Raw genomic sequence first — 15,082 nt, 5'->3', positions numbered from 1 at the left:
TGGATATGAATACTTTTAAATTAAAACTACAAAATGACTATCTAGTTGAAGAAGTAATTCTAGAGGCTATAAAAGATGATAATTTATCCAATAGGAAAGGATATGATTCCAAGTTTTTAGGAGATGGTGACAATGTAGTTAAACTTCCAACTCTAATTAAATTAAATTTTGGAGATATTGCCATAAATCAAAGACCTTCAGAAAATGGCAAAAACTATCTTGATTATTTGCATTTTAGTATAATGCATAATAAAAAATTGAAATTACCATATATAACGGCTGTTAACAATTATGGAGTCAAAAATTATTTAGCTATGGATCATGATTCTAGGTCGGGTGATATTTGGGATCAAGATGATAGAATTAAAATAGCTAACGATAATTTTCAATTCGATGATGAGGACTATTATAAGTCTGGTTTTCACAGAGGTCATATAGTTAGATATTACGATCCTGCTTGGGGAGAAACAGAAATAATTCAAAAAACAGCTATTGGTGATACTTTTTATTACACCAATTGTTGTCCACAAGTAGCTGGTTTTAATACAGGAAAATGGTTAGATCTAGAGAATTATTCAATGGTAAAGGCAGTATTTAAAACCGAAAAAATCTCAATATTTGCTGGCCCGGTATTTAATGGGATTTTTGAAACAGATACTTTAAATATACCTGTGACATATTGGAAGGTGTTAGCATATATTAATGAACAAAATAAACTGGAAGCTGTAGGTTTTTTGATGAGTCAAAAAGTTGTTTTTAATAAGTATAAAATAAGTTTGCTAGAGCATGCTGAATTGCTTAAGGAAGGGAGAAAACCGTCAAGTTTAACTCCTGCAGATATAACAAAATACTGGAATACAAGAAATGTAAGAAGGTATCAGGTTAAAATTAGTTTAATTGAGGAAAAAACAGGATTAGATTTTGGACTAAATCATGTTGACATAAATAGGAAACAAGAAAAATTCTATTTTAAAGACGTGGATGAAGATATTAGAAAAAGTATTAAGTTAATGGAGTATAGTTTTCAACCAGAGAAAGATTTTAATGATTTAGAATTTATTAAAAGTCTGTAATATCTAATTTGGACATCTGTTTTCAAAATATAATAATATTTAATTAGAAATTAAATTATTAAACGAACAACACCAAATCGTTCAAGAAATATAAAGTCATTTATCAGTATGTTATAAAGTAGAAGAAAGCATAAAAGAAAGTTTAGAAAAAGCCCAAGCCTTACGCCAAAGCATCCTTAAAAAAGCATTTGAGGGTACATTATTAAGTAAAGAAGAAATTACTAAATGCAAAGCAGATAAGGATTATGAGCCTGCTAGTGTTATGTTAAAGAGGATTAATAAAGAGAAATTAAACAAATAAATAATGAAACTTGCAGGTATTACAGATTCCCATATTAAGCTAGCAGCCAAGGAAATTGATTTTTCAGGTATTCAGCATAACTCTATTAATAATAAATATTGGGTTAAAGTTGGCAAAAGAGAATACCCTTTTAAATATCTAACTAATGAAGCTTATAAGTTAGCCAATAACACTAAAGAAGATTTAGACTTTCAATCCACAAAGCCATATAGAGATTATGTAGAGGGTTTAGGTTTTAAAATTAAGTTTTACCCGCAAAACTTAAACTTCTTTAAAGGTTATGAAATTGAAGATTATAATAAAGTTGCTGGTTTAAAATATAGAAAATCAAATGATGAAAATGTTAGATATAGCAAATTGATTCTGCCAAATGTAAAGAAGATAAATTTTTGGGCAGCAAATTCGTTGATTGAGGACTTTTATGCACAGAAAGACAATCATTGGCAGTGGTCGGGAACTTTTAAATCTTACTTATGGATTAGAATATATAGAAAGGGCGGTAGTAAAAAAGTATATTTTGTTTTAGGAATTAATGAGGATGGTAATCTTTCCATTCATTTAAATTGTCAAAGATCTAATCATACAGGAGGTAAAACGAAAGCGCTACCTCAACATCTTATAAATAATTTTGATTCTTATTTAAATGACGCTGACTATTCACCAAAGTATATAACGCCTGAAATATTAAAAAATTATAATTGGGAAACATTAATAGAATTTACTCAAAACTATTTTTATGATTATGCTTCATTATATGATGAACTAGAGTCATTAATTAAAACCATTGATTTAACAGCAACGAAGCAACAATTTACATTATTTCCAAGTAATATACCTGATGAAACAAAGTCTTATGTAAATCGACAGAGAAGTTTTAAAGGTCAGAAAACAAATTGGAGCAAGAAACAAGTTGTTTCAAGTAAATTAGGTTTACTCGGTGAGGAATTGGTAATTCATATAGAAAGAAAAAAGTTGGAGAAAATTGGTTTGACCGATAAAGCTGAAAAAGTAGAAAAAAAGCTCGATGGTGAGGGATACGATATTTTAAGTTTTGACGAAAATGAAAATGAAATATACATCGAAGTTAAAACAACCACAGGCAATTCTGATGAACCATTTTATCTTTCAATAAATGAAAAAGTATTTTGTGATTTAAACAGGGATAAGTATATGATATATAGGTTACATAATTATAATTATCAAAATAAAACAGCGAAGATTTATAAAGTTAGTGGAAAGGAGTTGTATACATTTGATTTACTACCTACTAATTTTGAAGTTTCTAAAAGCACTCAAAAATGACAGACTCAACAATAATATCAAAAATCTGGAACCTTGCTAATGTACTACGTGATGATGGCGTTGGTTATGGAGATTATTTAGAACAAATCACTTATTTGCTATTCTTAAAAATGGCAGATGAACTAAACAAACCACCTTACAACAAAGGTTTGGTGTTTCCTAAACTAAAAGATACAGAAGGTAATGAGATTGCAGATGCTGAGGTATGTAATTGGGAAACATTGTCAGGTAAACGCGGGGCAGAATTAGAATCTTTTTATAGTCAATTACTGCGCTCATTGTCCACAGAAAAAGGCACGCTAGGACAAATATTTACCAAGAGTCAAAATAAAATACAAGACCCAGCCAAATTGCTGAAAGTGATTAATCTTATAGATAAAGAAGATTGGTCTCTAATGGGAGCAGACATCAAAGGTAAAATCTATGAAGGATTGCTAGAGAAAAATGCAGAAGACACCAAAAGTGGCGCAGGTCAATATTTCACACCACGTTCTTTAATTAAAACAATGGTAGCCTGCGTGCAGCCTCAACCAATGAAAACCATTTCAGACCCAGCTTGTGGTACAGGTGGTTTCTTTTTAGCGGCTTATGATTGGATTGTTGATACGCATAAGCTAGATAGAGAAGAAAAAGAGTTTTTAAAGAATAAAACCTTTTATGGCAACGAGATTGTTGCTAATACGCGTCGCATGTGCTTAATGAATATGTATTTACACAACATTGGTGAAATAGATGGGGAATCCTTTATCAATCCAAATGATGCTTTAATTGCCGACGACGGACAACGCTATGATTATGTATTAGCGAATCCACCATTTGGTAAAAAGAGCAGCATGACCTTTACCAATGAGCAAGGCGATATTGTAAAAGAAGATTTAAGTTATAACCGTCAAGATTTTTGGGAAACAACCTCAAACAAGCAACTTAACTTCTTACAACACATTAAAACGCAACTAAAAATTAACGGGGAAGCGGCAGTAGTTTTACCAGACAATATCTTGTTTGAGGGTGGTGCAGGAGAAGAAGTGCGCAAACAATTATTAAAAACCACAGAACTGCATACCATACTCAGATTACCGACAGGTATTTTTTATGCACAAGGTGTTAAGGCAAATGTGTTGTTCTTTAACAATAAACCGGCAAGTAAAGACCCTTGGACAAAAGACATTTGGTTTTATGATTACAGAACCAATGTGCATCATACACCAAAGAAGAACCCAATGCGTCAAGAGCATCTTTCAGAATTTATTGAACTTTACAATGGTGAAAACATCAACAAACGAAAAGAAACCTGGAGTGAAGACAATGAAGAAGGAAGATGGAGAAAATATGGATATAATGAAATCATTACGCGAGACAAAACGAGCTTAGATATTTTTTGGCTAAAAGACAAAAGCTTAACCGATTTAGACAATCTGCCAGACCCAGACATTTTAGCAAATGAAATTATTGAAAATATAGAATCGGGTTTAAGTAGTTTTAAGGAAATAATGGAGACCTTAAATTCTGAACAATAAAAAAAAAGATTGCTACGTCCTTCGTCCTCGTGTTGACGGTTCAAAGAAGGTCAGAGAAGTAAAAACAGCATAAAATATGTTTCTATTCAAGACTTACTGACTATAGATTCTCTTAAGAAGAATGTTTAAACAAAACAACAAAATTATATAAACCAAATTAAATTATTTACCTACAATGAGTACATTTTTAACTGGCGATAATCTTAATAACGCCATTGATGACATTATTACCAATGCTAAAAAGTTTATTTATATTACTTCACCGTATATAAAACTAGACGCACATTATAAAGAACGATTTGATTTAATAAAAAATAATCCCAATATTTATCTACAAGTCATATTTGGTAAAAATGAAGCCAATTTTTACCGCAGCATGAGAAGTGAAGACCTAGATTATTTTAAAGCTTTCCCGAACGTCTCTATTATTTACGAGCCAAGACTTCATGCTAAAAGTTATGTTAATGAATCTGAGGGGATTATTACATCCATGAATTTATACGATTATTCAGCTGAGAATAATGTAGAATATGGAGTAGCATTTTCTAAAATTACTTTAACGGAGAAAGTGTATCAAGAACATGAAAATCATCATTTTGATTTGCTAGAAAATAGTGCACACTGCGTTTATATAAAACGTCCTGTATTTAAAAAAGCGTTATTAGGCTTGAGTAGAAATTATTTAAGGTCAGAAGTCTTATTAGATATATTTGAATCCTTTGATCCTAATAAAGATGGTTATGAACGGGTTGTTTATCAAGATATAGATGTTGTAAGTTTAGATGATAAAGAGGTTATTCCTGAATTAAAAACTAGATCGGAAAAAAGATTAGAACAAAACCAAAAACCTGAGGTTCCGAAAAAGAAAGAAACTAAGAAAGAAAATATTGTATCTAAATATAAAGAAAAAGGGTATTGTATAAGGACAGGAGAAGAGATTGCTTTTAACCCTGAGCGCCCATTTTGTTATAAAGCATACAAGTCTTGGGTGAAGTTTGAAAACTATGAATTCCCTGAAAAGTATTGCCATAAAACAGGAGAGCCTTCAAATGGCTAAACTAGTATGGCAAAACCTATTTTAGAAAATTAGGTTAGGCTCTAAAATACATAGATGTTTAATTAAACAAACAAATTAAATCATTTTAAAAGTATAAGATTTTAGTCCAAAGTGAAAATTTGGCTGTTTTTTTGCAAGTTCGAATTAATGCGCAATCAGATTAAGAACGTAATTTGCTAATAATAGCTTCTTTTTCACTTTCTCCAATATTAAAGGTTTCCTCACAATGTTTTAAATGCAGTTCTTTATTAAAGCGCTTGTCAAACATGTTTAAGTTGATTAAAGTACTTTGGTTTATCTTTTCGAAACCATAAGGTTTTAATTTTATAGAGAGTTGTGCAACAGTCAATCTAACATTTGGAGCAATGACCTCGTCTTGTGCTCCAAAAAAATGGACACAGTTTTTACTAGCTTTTTCTCCATTTTTCGTTTTAGAACTTGTAATGTAATAGATCTTGTTTGGGTAAAAGCCAATATCTTGAGTTACACCAGTGGCTATGGTTACTAAATCACCTTGATTATAGGCGATATTTGTTTGGAGTTTACCAATAACCTTATGTTTAAGGATCTCTTCAAATTCCTCAATATCAAAAGGTTTACTTAAATAACCAGAAATATCTAGACTATTAATGACTTTTTTTTCATTATTTGTAGTTGATGTTAAAAAGATGATTTTTTTGTTAGTTGCAATTTTTTGTGCTAGTTCAATGCCTTTATAAACGGGCATTTGATAATCTACAATCAATAAATCATATGTGTCTTCCTGTACTTCTTCAAAAGCTTTCTTAGAACTAGAATAGCTCGCTATGTGCTTTAGTTCATAATCTTTAGCAATGCTATCTATTTTAGCTTTTACTCTTTCTAAAATCTTGGGTTCATCATCAACAAGTATATAGCGTATCATTTAATTGAGGCTTAATGTTAGTTCGGATAAATATTGGTTATTTGGTAGTGTTTTATGTTCTAAGGAACTATTTGGGTAGTAAGCATTTAATAATTGTTGTAAGGCATTTAATCCAAAATTTGAAGTTTGTGTTATTTTATCTTCCTGTTCTATGCGTTGTTCGGCACTATTTACTAAGCAATAGCTTAATTGTTTATCTGTGTTTTCTTTTAATACGATGCTAATAAAAGAGGCTTCTTCGTTTAGGCTTCCATGTTTTAAAGCATTTTCAACGAATGGAAAAAATAGGGTAGGTTTTATTTCTATTCGATTTAGTTGTGCCTCGGTTAACCTATTTTTTAATTCAATTTTGGTGTTTGGTTTTAGGTATTTAATTAAATCTAAGAACATTTTTATATGCATTAACTCGTCATCAATACTTGTTTTTTCCGTATTAAGAGCAGAAACATTATAATCTAATAGTTTAAAAATGCTTTTTAAAGCTTTTAAGGATGGTAATTTACTTTTTGCAGTGTTGGTTTTATAAGAAATGCCTAAAAAGGATTTATAACTTTCTTCAGTTTCTTCCAAGTCTTCGTATATCTGGCTAATTACATTTTTAATAAAATGCGCACCAAGTCTGGTATTGTTTGCTTCTACATTTTTGTAGTTTACATAGCGTTCGTAAGCTTTTTGCTGGTGGTTGTTCGTTTCTTTTTGTTTTGCAATTTCTTTGTCCTTTTCACTTAAAGTCGCAAAGAATTTTTGTTTGTAGTCTTCTATCTCTTGTTGTAACTGAAAAATCTCACTGTGTTTGTTGGCTAATGCGTTTTCTAATGAGGCAATTTTTTGTAATTCTTTATCGAAGTTAGCAATACCTAATTGGCTAGCTTCTAACTGTGCTTTTAGTTGTCTATTCTTTTTTCTGAAATTACGCTTTTTGTAAAGGTTGTACCAATTTCTAATTACCACTAAAACTAATACGCAAAAAAGTATAAAAATAAATGATTCTAATATGTCAATTTCTTCTAGTGCTTCTAAGTACTTGTAATAATAATTCATGCAATTGGTTTGGTATCATTAAGGCGTTTTTGTGATTTTGTCACAAAATTTCTAGTTCATATCCCAAATATAGCTTGTACATCCCAAATGAAAAAAAATACATTAAATAATTATGACCTTTGAATTATAAACGGAAGGGAAAGTAAGCTACTAACCTTCAATAACATTAATTTTAAACCAATAATTATGAGTAAATCAAAATCAATGACAACAAAAGCTGCTTCGAGAATTCAAAGGGCTACGGCGAAAAAATCAAGCACAGGAGGCGTATCAGAAAAAAGTTTTGCATCTAGAGCGCAACGCAGTGCTGCAAAAAAGAAATAGTGATACAGCTATTTTAGTTAAACAATTAAATTATTAATTTTTAAATTCAATTATTATGAAATCAGACAGAGATGAAGATCAAATTCAAGCAGACAACGACAATCATGCCAATCAATTAAATCCTAATAATGATGAATATCATCATTCAAGAGAAGGTAATTAAAATTAGTTTTTTTGTCAGAATCTCGTTAAGCAAATGTTGTTTAACGAGATTTGTTTTTTAAGTATTTTTGGGGATATTATACCACATTAAAAATATAAATAAGTAAACCCTTCCAAATGACAATAACTCAACTACCAGGAACCTACAAAATTATAGGGAGCAACCAAGATAAAAACGGCATAGCTTACAAAGGTATATTAGAATTAGCCTTAGATGAAAACAATAGAATAGAGGCGAAGTGGTTGATTAATAATAATCAAGAGCAATTAGGAACAGGTTTTTTTAAGGATAATATCTTAGTCATTAACTTTAATTACAAAGGAGAGGATATTAAGCTTTACAAAGGTGTTGCAGTCTATAAGTGCATTACAAAAGATCTGTTAGATGGTTTTTGGTCAGAGAAGCATGGCAACCCAATGTATCTAGGGGAAGAACGTTGCTATAGGGTAAGTACACAACGACGGGAACTCGTCAATTGAATTCTGGTATTTAGGTCGGAGTTGTTTTTTACGCCATCGCGAGACTAACGAATCAATCTTACCAAATGAGATACAAACAACTACAAAAAAGGCCCAAACAACAAAACCAACCAACTTTACCAAACCACTACCCAAGTGTTAAATTAACGCTAAATCTTTGATATTTAGTCGATTTACGGGTGTTGCCGACATCCAAAGTCAGATTAGCTTCGTAACTTTGGTAACATCAAACACTACATGCGATGACACATTTTAAAGAATTGATACAACGCCTATTTAAGTTGAAGCCTGCAACGCAAACAAACAATGCCAATGGCAAGGACTCTAAAGCCAAAACGTTAATAACAAGGTTTACTAAGGACGAGGATACTATTATGTTTATATAGGTCTGTGGTTAAGAAGACACGGCGAAAGCATTAAGCATTGAAACATCTTTGAGTAGGTGGCTTGTCTTAGGTTTTCACAATGATGGTACAAAAGACGCTAATGGTGTAATTTCTGATAACCATATAGCCTTAAATTCTAGTTCGAAGCTAAACTGATGACCAAGTAAGTACACTTTAGAGCTCTAAAAGAGGTCAATCTGAAGGCAACATGACAACCAAAGACTACTAAGATTTTATTGCCCATAAATTTAATTCCTTTCGAAAAAGTACATTCTGGTCGCAAAATTTAGTTATTTTAGCCCACCTACTTAAACTAAAATAACCCAAATCGACTTGAAAAAAACCTACATTTTTCTATCCCTTTGTTGTGCAACGTATTTAAATGCTAATGCACAATCCGACTGTTCAACAGCTTATGCGCACATTGTATATGCCTTATCACATTCAGAATCTGCTTTAGAAGCTAATAATGTGACCCATGCCAAGCATTTCGCAAAGCGTGCTAAAGAGGCCTTTATAAAAGTGCAAAAATCTATAAGTGATTGCGAATGTGATACAGTAGATGATACCGTTTATGACGCCATAAACTATTTATCTAAAGCCAAAAATTCAACAACCTTAGAAGATGCTTACTACTATGCCCATAAGGGTAAAAAACTAGCCAATGCCACCATAGCGCAGTTAGATGACTGTACCATTGCCGCAGAAACACCAATAGTCGAAGCGATAGTTATGGAAACTCTTGACGCTACCGACGAACAGGCTTCATTAGACGCCTCACAAAATCAGTTATTACAACGGCAGCAAGAACTTGAACGCCAACAAGCCGAATTACAGGTGAAAATAGCTGAAAAGCAAAACGAAGAATTACTTTTACAGAAAGAGCATCTGATTGCAAAATTAGAATCTTTGGTTACTCAGAATGTAGATACGTTTAATAATGCCTTGGAAGCTTGTGATTGTAGTACCGAAACTTTAAAAGCTACGGTTGAAAAAGAGCAACTAAAAGCAAAATCCATACATGAAATTAAGGGATCTGTCATAGGACTTATTAAGAGTTTGACCTCTAATTACATGAAGCAATTGGCGGATTGTGATCGGGAAGATGACAATGACTAGTTAAGAAGCAGCACGAAAAAGTTTCTTTTTTCTTTACAGTTTCTAATGAAAATATCGTAGAGCGCCATAGACCTACACTTGGTTGTTGATTTAGAAATTACGTCATAGAAACATGAGATGACCTTACACCATGTTGGTACACTCTTTTAAAACCTTAGCCTATTCAATACCATTTCTAAAATAATCCCACTACCTTTAACCCTCACAAAACAACCTAAACCAAATGGACATAAAACTAGCCGTGCTCATCGATGGTGATAATATCCCATCAGCCTACGTTAAAGAAATGATGGAGGAAATCGCCAAATACGGCAATCCCACCATTAAACGGATTTATGGCGATTGGACCAAGCCGCATTTATCCAAATGGAAAAACATGCTCTTGGAAAATGCTATAACACCCATACAACAATACGGTTATACCACAGGAAAAAATGCTACGGATTCCGCCATGATTATCGATGCGATGGATATTTTGTATTCGGAGAAAGTAGATGGGTTTTGTTTGGTGTCTAGCGACAGTGATTTTACCCGTTTAGCAACGCGTTTGCGTGAAGCTGGCATGAAAGTCTATGGTATTGGCGAAAAGAAAACACCGAATCCGTTTATTGTGGCTTGCGATAAGTTTATATATATAGAAATTCTTAAAAGTGAAACGGAAGAGTCGGCTTCTAACTCCAGTACAAAATCGGTAGTGACCAAAAGTAAGTATGATAATATTACCTCTAAAGATATTAAATTCATAGCCACGACCATAGATGATGTTGCCGATGATGATGGTTGGGCGTTTTTGGGAGATGTTGGGAGTTTGTTGCAAAAAAAACAGCCTAATTTTGATTCCCGGAATTATGGCTTTCAGAAATTAACGCCGTTGATTAATTCCATTCCTGCTTTTGAGATTGAACGCCGTGAGGATTCCAAAGGGCACAAGAAGCTTATTTTTGTAAAGTTGAAGGAGGAGGGTTCTAAGGGGAAGAAACGGTAAGTGTTGTTCATTTTGCCTTGATGCAAAACGAACCAAAAGATCAAAACGATTTATTAGGAAATTGCGAGCACCACTCGCTAATATATTAATACTCGAAGGTATTTAATAAAAGTGGTTTCTAATCCTTGATATTCTAAATTAATACCATGTCTTGCTCGTTATTTCTGAAAATCGTTGGTTCCGACGTTGTCGGAATTTGGGTGTTGCTAATTTGCGATTTTCGTGCTTGCGCTTGTTGTCTTTTTTATTTTCAATCTGGTTTGTTTTAGTGGGACATTTAAATATAAATGCAAACTAATCTCACAGTGTCGGGACAAAACGATTTATTAGGAATTACTCATGGATTGTTATTTTTTAAATGGGAATTCGTGAATGCTATCGCATTTCGCTAATGCGCCACTCGCTAATGCATTAATACTCGAAGGTATTTAATAAAATTGGTTTCTAATCCTTGAGATTCTAAATTAACACCATGTCTTGCTCGTTATTTCTGAAAATCGTTGGTTCCGACCTTGTCGGAATATGGGTGTTGCTTGTTTGTAATGTTAGGGCTTGAGTTTGCTTTGTTTTTGTCTTTGTTTGTTGCTTTCTTGTCATTATAGTTTTCAGAAATTAACGCCTTTGATTAATTCCATTCCTGCGTTTGAAATTGAACGCCGTGAAGATTCCAAAGGGCATGAGAAGCTTATTTTTGTAAAAATCAATGAGGAAGGTTCTAAGGGGAAAAAAACGTTAGGGTTCTTTTGTTCTATTCATTTTAGTTCCTATGGTTTCTATTTTATTAAATCGGTAGTCATGAATGCTATCGCATTTGTCTTGACACACTATTTAGCTTGAAATGTCTAGTAGACATTTTAAGATGAATACATAACCAACCTGCCTGCTGGCAGGCAGGAAAGTCAAAACGATTTATTAGGAATTACTCTTATATTTTTATTTTTTTAAAATGGACTTCGTGAATGCTATCGCATTTGCCGAGCACCACTCGCTAATGCATGTATGTTCTAGGATTTGAATTACATTATTGTTCCAATCCTCAATTGAATTTCAAAACATTACTTATGGCTCGTTATTTCTGAAAATCGTTGGTTCCGACCTTGTCGGAATTTGGGTGTTGCTAATTTGCGATTTTCGGGCTTGCGCTTGTTGTCTTTTTTATTTTCAATCTGGTTTGTTTTAGTGAGACATTTAAATATAAATGCAAACTAATCCCACAGTGTCGGGACAAAACGATTTATTAGGAATTACTCATGGATTGTTATTTTTTAAATGGGAATTCGTGAATGCTATCGCATTTCGCTAAGGCGCCACTCGCTAATGCATTAATACTCGAAGGTATTTAATAAAATTGGATTCCAATCCCTGATATTCTAAATTACACCATGTCTTGCTCATTATTTCTGAAAATCGTTGGTTCCGACTATGTTGGAATATGGGTGTTGCTTGTTTGTAATGTTAGGGCTTGAGTTTGCTTTGTTTTTGTCTTCGTTTTTGTTTGTTCCTTTCTTGTCATTTTAGTTTTCGGATATTAATGCCTTTGACTAATTCCATTCCTGCTTTTGAGATTGAACGCCGTGAGGATTCCAAAGGGCATAAGAAGCCTATTTTTGTGAAAATGAAGGAGGAGGGTTCTAAGGGGAAAAAACGTTAGGGTTTAGTATTGTGATTAATGCTTTTATTTTGTATTACGTTCATTTTGCCTTGATGCAAAACGAACCAAAAGATCAAAACGATTTATTAGGAATTACTCTTATATTTTTATTTTTTTAAAATGGACTTCGTGAATGCTATCGCATTTGGCAAGCACCACTCGCTAATGCATGTATGTTCTAGGATTTGAATTACATTATTGTTCCAATCCTCAATTGAATTTCAAAACATTACTTATGGCTCGTTATTTCTGAAAATCGTTGGTTCCGACCTTGTCGGAATATGGGTGTTGCTTGTGTGCAATGTAAGGGCTTGAGTTTGCTTTGTTTTTGTTTGTAGCTTTCTTGTCATTATAGTTTTCAGAAATTAACGCCTTTGATTATTTCTAGTCCTGCGTTTTGAAATTGAACGCCGTGAGGATTTATGAGCTGAATATTAAAAAGCAAGAGTGTAAATACCTATCGTTTCAACCATAGGGATGTTCAGAAATGTCACACAAAAACACTGGTTATCAGTGGGTTGTTTGAAATCTGATACTCAGATTTTAATCAAGAACGAATTAATTTCTCAGTAAAAATTTGTAACTTTAGAGTAGTTGAATCAATATCAGTACTATTATGGGTTATATAAAATCACTGAACAAATGGGCTAATGCTCACACGTATTACCCACTTGATCTACTTCGAATTGCGCTCGGCATATTTTTGTTTTACCAGGGCGTTTACTTTATGTCTAACTTACCGTATTTAATAGAACTTTATGAGCCCATAGAATTTTTAACGGGTAATGTGTTATTAGTGCATTATATTGCACCAGCACATTTTGTAGGTGGGCTATTAATTATTTTCGGATTATTGACACGTTGGGCTATCCTAGTACAATTACCAATACTAATTGGTGCTGTAGTTATTAACTTTATTGGCGAGATGAACACGACGAACCTCTTGTTATCGTCGTCAGTATTATTAGTATGTCTGTTCTTTTTGTTCTACGGTTCGGGTAAGCATTCGGTGGATAAGTATTTAAAAATGCAACAGTAATATAGTTAGCTTTAAGAGGTTTATAGTTTACTTACATGCTGCTTGGATGTGTTTGTGCTTCCATTGGATCCAGTATTCCTGCAGCCCTTCTGTGGTTGTTTTTAAATCGCTAATGTCTAATTGATGCCCTTGCATCACCACACTTTCGAGTTGGGTTTTACGATGGGAAAGGGCAGGCGTATGGTTCCTTCGTCCAGCATCATCAAAAGACAAGTAAGCTTATCGGTTCAAAATTCTAAAAAAAAGAATTTCATTCGAACTGATATAGAAGTTATTACTTAAATTCCTAATCTTCACCCTCAGGCAAAGGCGAAATCATAATATGTGCTCTATGGGTTCCAGGATTCATAATCCAAGGATGGTTGGATGCTACTGGAGCTTCTGGTAGACCTGTGGCTTCAGCCGTAGCAAATGGCAAATACACCACATAACGACGTTGTGCGCCATCGACTTTTGAAGTATTAGGATCGTATTGGGTATTTGGTCCAGAATAGACGTGTAAGGTTGCTCCTGTAGGCATTTTAAGTTGACCCGATTTAACTTCTTCTTCACGGATATCAAATATCTCTTGGTGTTTTTTGCCTTCGGCTTTTAAGGCTCGTCCTCTTGCCATAAACGGTTCAAGGTCTTTATGGTAACATGCTGCGCTAAAGCCATCTTTTTTAGGATCGTCCGCCAGTACGATAAATTCGTTGCTGCCTTCTTTTAGCGTTACAAATTCGCCAGCCATATTATGTCCAATCACTTTGCATCCCGATCTGCTGGCTTCAGGAGCAGCCATTAATGCGGTGGCGATTAAAGCTTCGTCAGAATCAATTGGTTTTAAATTTTTAGACTTATCCGTTGTAGTGCTTTTTTCTGTAATTTCTATTTCAGAGGATGCTTCTACCGTTGTTTTAGTATTGTCGGTTGAGTTGCATGATAATAATAGTCCTGTAAAAATGAACGCTGTGATGAGATGTTTACTCACCTTGCTATTATTATTTTTACGGAGTTTGTGAATCTTTGATGTCATGGGTGATGCGCTTTTGTGAGTTTTAAAGTTACTAAAATTCAGGCGTTATTCCATGAGAGGTACTATGGATATTTAGTTTAAATAGCTTCTCGATACAAAATTTTCTAAAAAACGAAAATTTCACTCGAAGTGACGATGGTTTTCCAGTGTAACCTTTACCGTCAGTTCGAGTGATCTTTGAGGTACGAACGCTGTACTTCGACTGCGTTCAGTAGAACTATTGAGAACCAATTAAATAAGGAACTTTATATCTTTATACCATGAAACCATCTTATGTATATATCTTAAAATGTTCGGACGATTCTTATTATACTGGTGTGACATCTCGCTTAGCCAAAAGATTTTCAGAACACCAAATAGGAACATATAAGGATAGTTATACCTATAAAAGACGACCATTGGAATTGGTTTTTTATGCGGAGTTTACAGATATAAATTTAGCTATTAAAAGCGAGAAACAGATAAAAAAATGGTCTAGGGCAAAAAAGGAAGCTTTAATTAATGGAGATTTTGATAAATTACCGAATTTGGCTAAAAAGAGATTTCACTAATAACCCTTACCGTCAGTTTGAGTGATTTGTGAGGTATGAGCAGATTGTATCGAGAACCAATTTAATCCAACTCTTCTCGATACAAAATTCCAAAAAAGGAATGTTACTCGAAGTGACGAATTTTACTACTTCAATGTTATTGCAATATGGGTTGTTTTATGACGTGACGCTATGC

At 33.3% G+C, this 15,082-nt stretch carries 14 protein-coding genes; 11 read left to right on the top strand and 3 right to left on the bottom strand.

Annotation, left to right across the window (positions count from 1 at the left end; genetic code table 11):
* Positions 1–5: 5 nt before the first annotated feature.
* The 4 genes from HM990_RS11240 (at position 6) to HM990_RS11225 (ending at position 5,250) form a co-directional block, all read left to right on the top strand.
* Positions 6–1,073: a DNA/RNA non-specific endonuclease gene (locus tag HM990_RS11240; RefSeq protein ID WP_178989029.1), complete on the top strand. Its 1,068-nt coding sequence runs from the start codon at positions 6–8 to the stop codon at positions 1,071–1,073.
* A gap of 304 nt (positions 1,074–1,377) precedes the next feature.
* Positions 1,378–2,676 (top strand): DUF3883 domain-containing protein, encoded by a 1,299-nt coding sequence (locus HM990_RS11235; RefSeq protein WP_178989028.1) that lies wholly within the window; start codon positions 1,378–1,380, stop codon positions 2,674–2,676.
* The gene (locus tag HM990_RS11230) at positions 2,673–4,193 is read left to right on the top strand and encodes a class I SAM-dependent DNA methyltransferase (protein WP_178989027.1); all 1,521 of its coding nucleotides are present in this window, start codon (positions 2,673–2,675) and stop codon (positions 4,191–4,193) included. Before HM990_RS11235 ends, HM990_RS11230 begins: the two co-directional genes overlap by 4 nt.
* Before the next feature lie 175 nt (positions 4,194–4,368).
* Positions 4,369–5,250, top strand: coding sequence for a phospholipase D family protein (locus tag HM990_RS11225; protein WP_178989026.1), 882 nt, complete (start codon positions 4,369–4,371; stop codon positions 5,248–5,250).
* A gap of 160 nt (positions 5,251–5,410) precedes the next feature.
* On the opposite strand, the gene HM990_RS11220 is transcribed toward HM990_RS11225, so the two are convergent.
* Together HM990_RS11220 and HM990_RS11215 are read right to left on the bottom strand one after the other, a co-directional pair.
* Positions 5,411–6,154 carry a LytR/AlgR family response regulator transcription factor gene (locus HM990_RS11220; protein WP_178989025.1) on the bottom strand — a complete coding sequence of 248 codons (744 nt, stop codon included), beginning with the start codon at positions 6,152–6,154 and terminating at the stop codon, positions 5,411–5,413.
* Positions 6,155–7,195 (bottom strand): LytS family sensor histidine kinase, encoded by a 1,041-nt coding sequence (locus HM990_RS11215; RefSeq protein WP_178989024.1) that lies wholly within the window; start codon positions 7,193–7,195, stop codon positions 6,155–6,157.
* Positions 7,196–7,381: 186 nt separating this feature from the next.
* Between HM990_RS11215 and HM990_RS11210 the strand changes: the two genes are divergently transcribed.
* From HM990_RS11210 to HM990_RS11185, 6 genes are all read left to right on the top strand, one after another.
* Complete coding sequence (locus tag HM990_RS11210) at positions 7,382–7,519, top strand: hypothetical protein (RefSeq protein ID WP_178989023.1); 138 nt, start codon at positions 7,382–7,384, stop codon at positions 7,517–7,519.
* 279 nt (positions 7,520–7,798) lie between these two features.
* The gene (locus HM990_RS11205; RefSeq protein WP_178989022.1) at positions 7,799–8,161 is read left to right on the top strand and encodes a hypothetical protein; all 363 of its coding nucleotides are present in this window, start codon (positions 7,799–7,801) and stop codon (positions 8,159–8,161) included.
* 242 nt (positions 8,162–8,403) lie between these two features.
* Entirely contained in the window at positions 8,404–8,547 is a 144-nt protein-coding gene (locus tag HM990_RS11200; protein WP_178989021.1) for a hypothetical protein, read from the top strand.
* A 333-nt stretch (positions 8,548–8,880) separates the two neighbouring features.
* Complete coding sequence (locus HM990_RS11195) at positions 8,881–9,666, top strand: hypothetical protein (RefSeq protein WP_178989020.1); 786 nt, start codon at positions 8,881–8,883, stop codon at positions 9,664–9,666.
* A gap of 223 nt (positions 9,667–9,889) precedes the next feature.
* Complete coding sequence (locus tag HM990_RS11190; RefSeq protein ID WP_178989019.1) at positions 9,890–10,651, top strand: NYN domain-containing protein; 762 nt, start codon at positions 9,890–9,892, stop codon at positions 10,649–10,651.
* A 2,267-nt stretch (positions 10,652–12,918) separates the two neighbouring features.
* Positions 12,919–13,341, top strand: a complete 423-nt coding sequence (locus HM990_RS11185) for a DoxX family protein (protein ID WP_178989018.1) — start codon at positions 12,919–12,921, stop codon at positions 13,339–13,341.
* A gap of 286 nt (positions 13,342–13,627) precedes the next feature.
* Here HM990_RS11185 and HM990_RS11180 read toward each other — a convergent pair whose 3' ends face one another.
* The gene (locus tag HM990_RS11180; protein ID WP_178989017.1) at positions 13,628–14,356 is read right to left on the bottom strand and encodes a hypothetical protein; all 729 of its coding nucleotides are present in this window, start codon (positions 14,354–14,356) and stop codon (positions 13,628–13,630) included.
* A 260-nt stretch (positions 14,357–14,616) separates the two neighbouring features.
* On the opposite strand from HM990_RS11180, the gene HM990_RS11175 reads away from it, so the two are divergent.
* Positions 14,617–14,907 (top strand): GIY-YIG nuclease family protein, encoded by a 291-nt coding sequence (locus HM990_RS11175; RefSeq protein WP_178989016.1) that lies wholly within the window; start codon positions 14,617–14,619, stop codon positions 14,905–14,907.
* The last annotated feature ends 175 nt before the right edge of the window (positions 14,908–15,082 follow it).

This window comes from Winogradskyella schleiferi (genome assembly GCF_013394655.1).
GTDB lineage: Bacteria > Bacteroidota > Bacteroidia > Flavobacteriales > Flavobacteriaceae > Winogradskyella > Winogradskyella schleiferi.
The sequence above is the reverse complement of the archived record's forward strand: the minus strand, read 5'-3'. Positions and strand labels throughout refer to the sequence as shown.

What these genes read in the sequence shown, in the direction of transcription:
- HM990_RS11220 (WP_178989025.1), bottom strand. Translation starts at nt 6,154, where the DNA reads ATGATACGCTATATACTTGTTGATGATGAACCCAAGATTTTAGAAAGA.
- HM990_RS11185 (WP_178989018.1), top strand. Translation starts at nt 12,919, where the DNA reads ATGGGTTATATAAAATCACTGAACAAATGGGCTAATGCTCACACGTAT.
- HM990_RS11230 (WP_178989027.1), top strand. Translation starts at nt 2,673, where the DNA reads ATGACAGACTCAACAATAATATCAAAAATCTGGAACCTTGCTAATGTA.
- HM990_RS11235 (WP_178989028.1), top strand. Translation starts at nt 1,378, where the DNA reads ATGAAACTTGCAGGTATTACAGATTCCCATATTAAGCTAGCAGCCAAG.
- HM990_RS11240 (WP_178989029.1), top strand. Translation starts at nt 6, where the DNA reads ATGAATACTTTTAAATTAAAACTACAAAATGACTATCTAGTTGAAGAA.
- HM990_RS11210 (WP_178989023.1), top strand. Translation starts at nt 7,382, where the DNA reads ATGAGTAAATCAAAATCAATGACAACAAAAGCTGCTTCGAGAATTCAA.
- HM990_RS11205 (WP_178989022.1), top strand. Translation starts at nt 7,799, where the DNA reads ATGACAATAACTCAACTACCAGGAACCTACAAAATTATAGGGAGCAAC.
- HM990_RS11180 (WP_178989017.1), bottom strand. Translation starts at nt 14,356, where the DNA reads ATGACATCAAAGATTCACAAACTCCGTAAAAATAATAATAGCAAGGTG.
- HM990_RS11215 (WP_178989024.1), bottom strand. Translation starts at nt 7,195, where the DNA reads ATGAATTATTATTACAAGTACTTAGAAGCACTAGAAGAAATTGACATA.
- HM990_RS11190 (WP_178989019.1), top strand. Translation starts at nt 9,890, where the DNA reads ATGGACATAAAACTAGCCGTGCTCATCGATGGTGATAATATCCCATCA.
- HM990_RS11225 (WP_178989026.1), top strand. Translation starts at nt 4,369, where the DNA reads ATGAGTACATTTTTAACTGGCGATAATCTTAATAACGCCATTGATGAC.
- HM990_RS11175 (WP_178989016.1), top strand. Translation starts at nt 14,617, where the DNA reads ATGAAACCATCTTATGTATATATCTTAAAATGTTCGGACGATTCTTAT.
- HM990_RS11200 (WP_178989021.1), top strand. Translation starts at nt 8,404, where the DNA reads ATGACACATTTTAAAGAATTGATACAACGCCTATTTAAGTTGAAGCCT.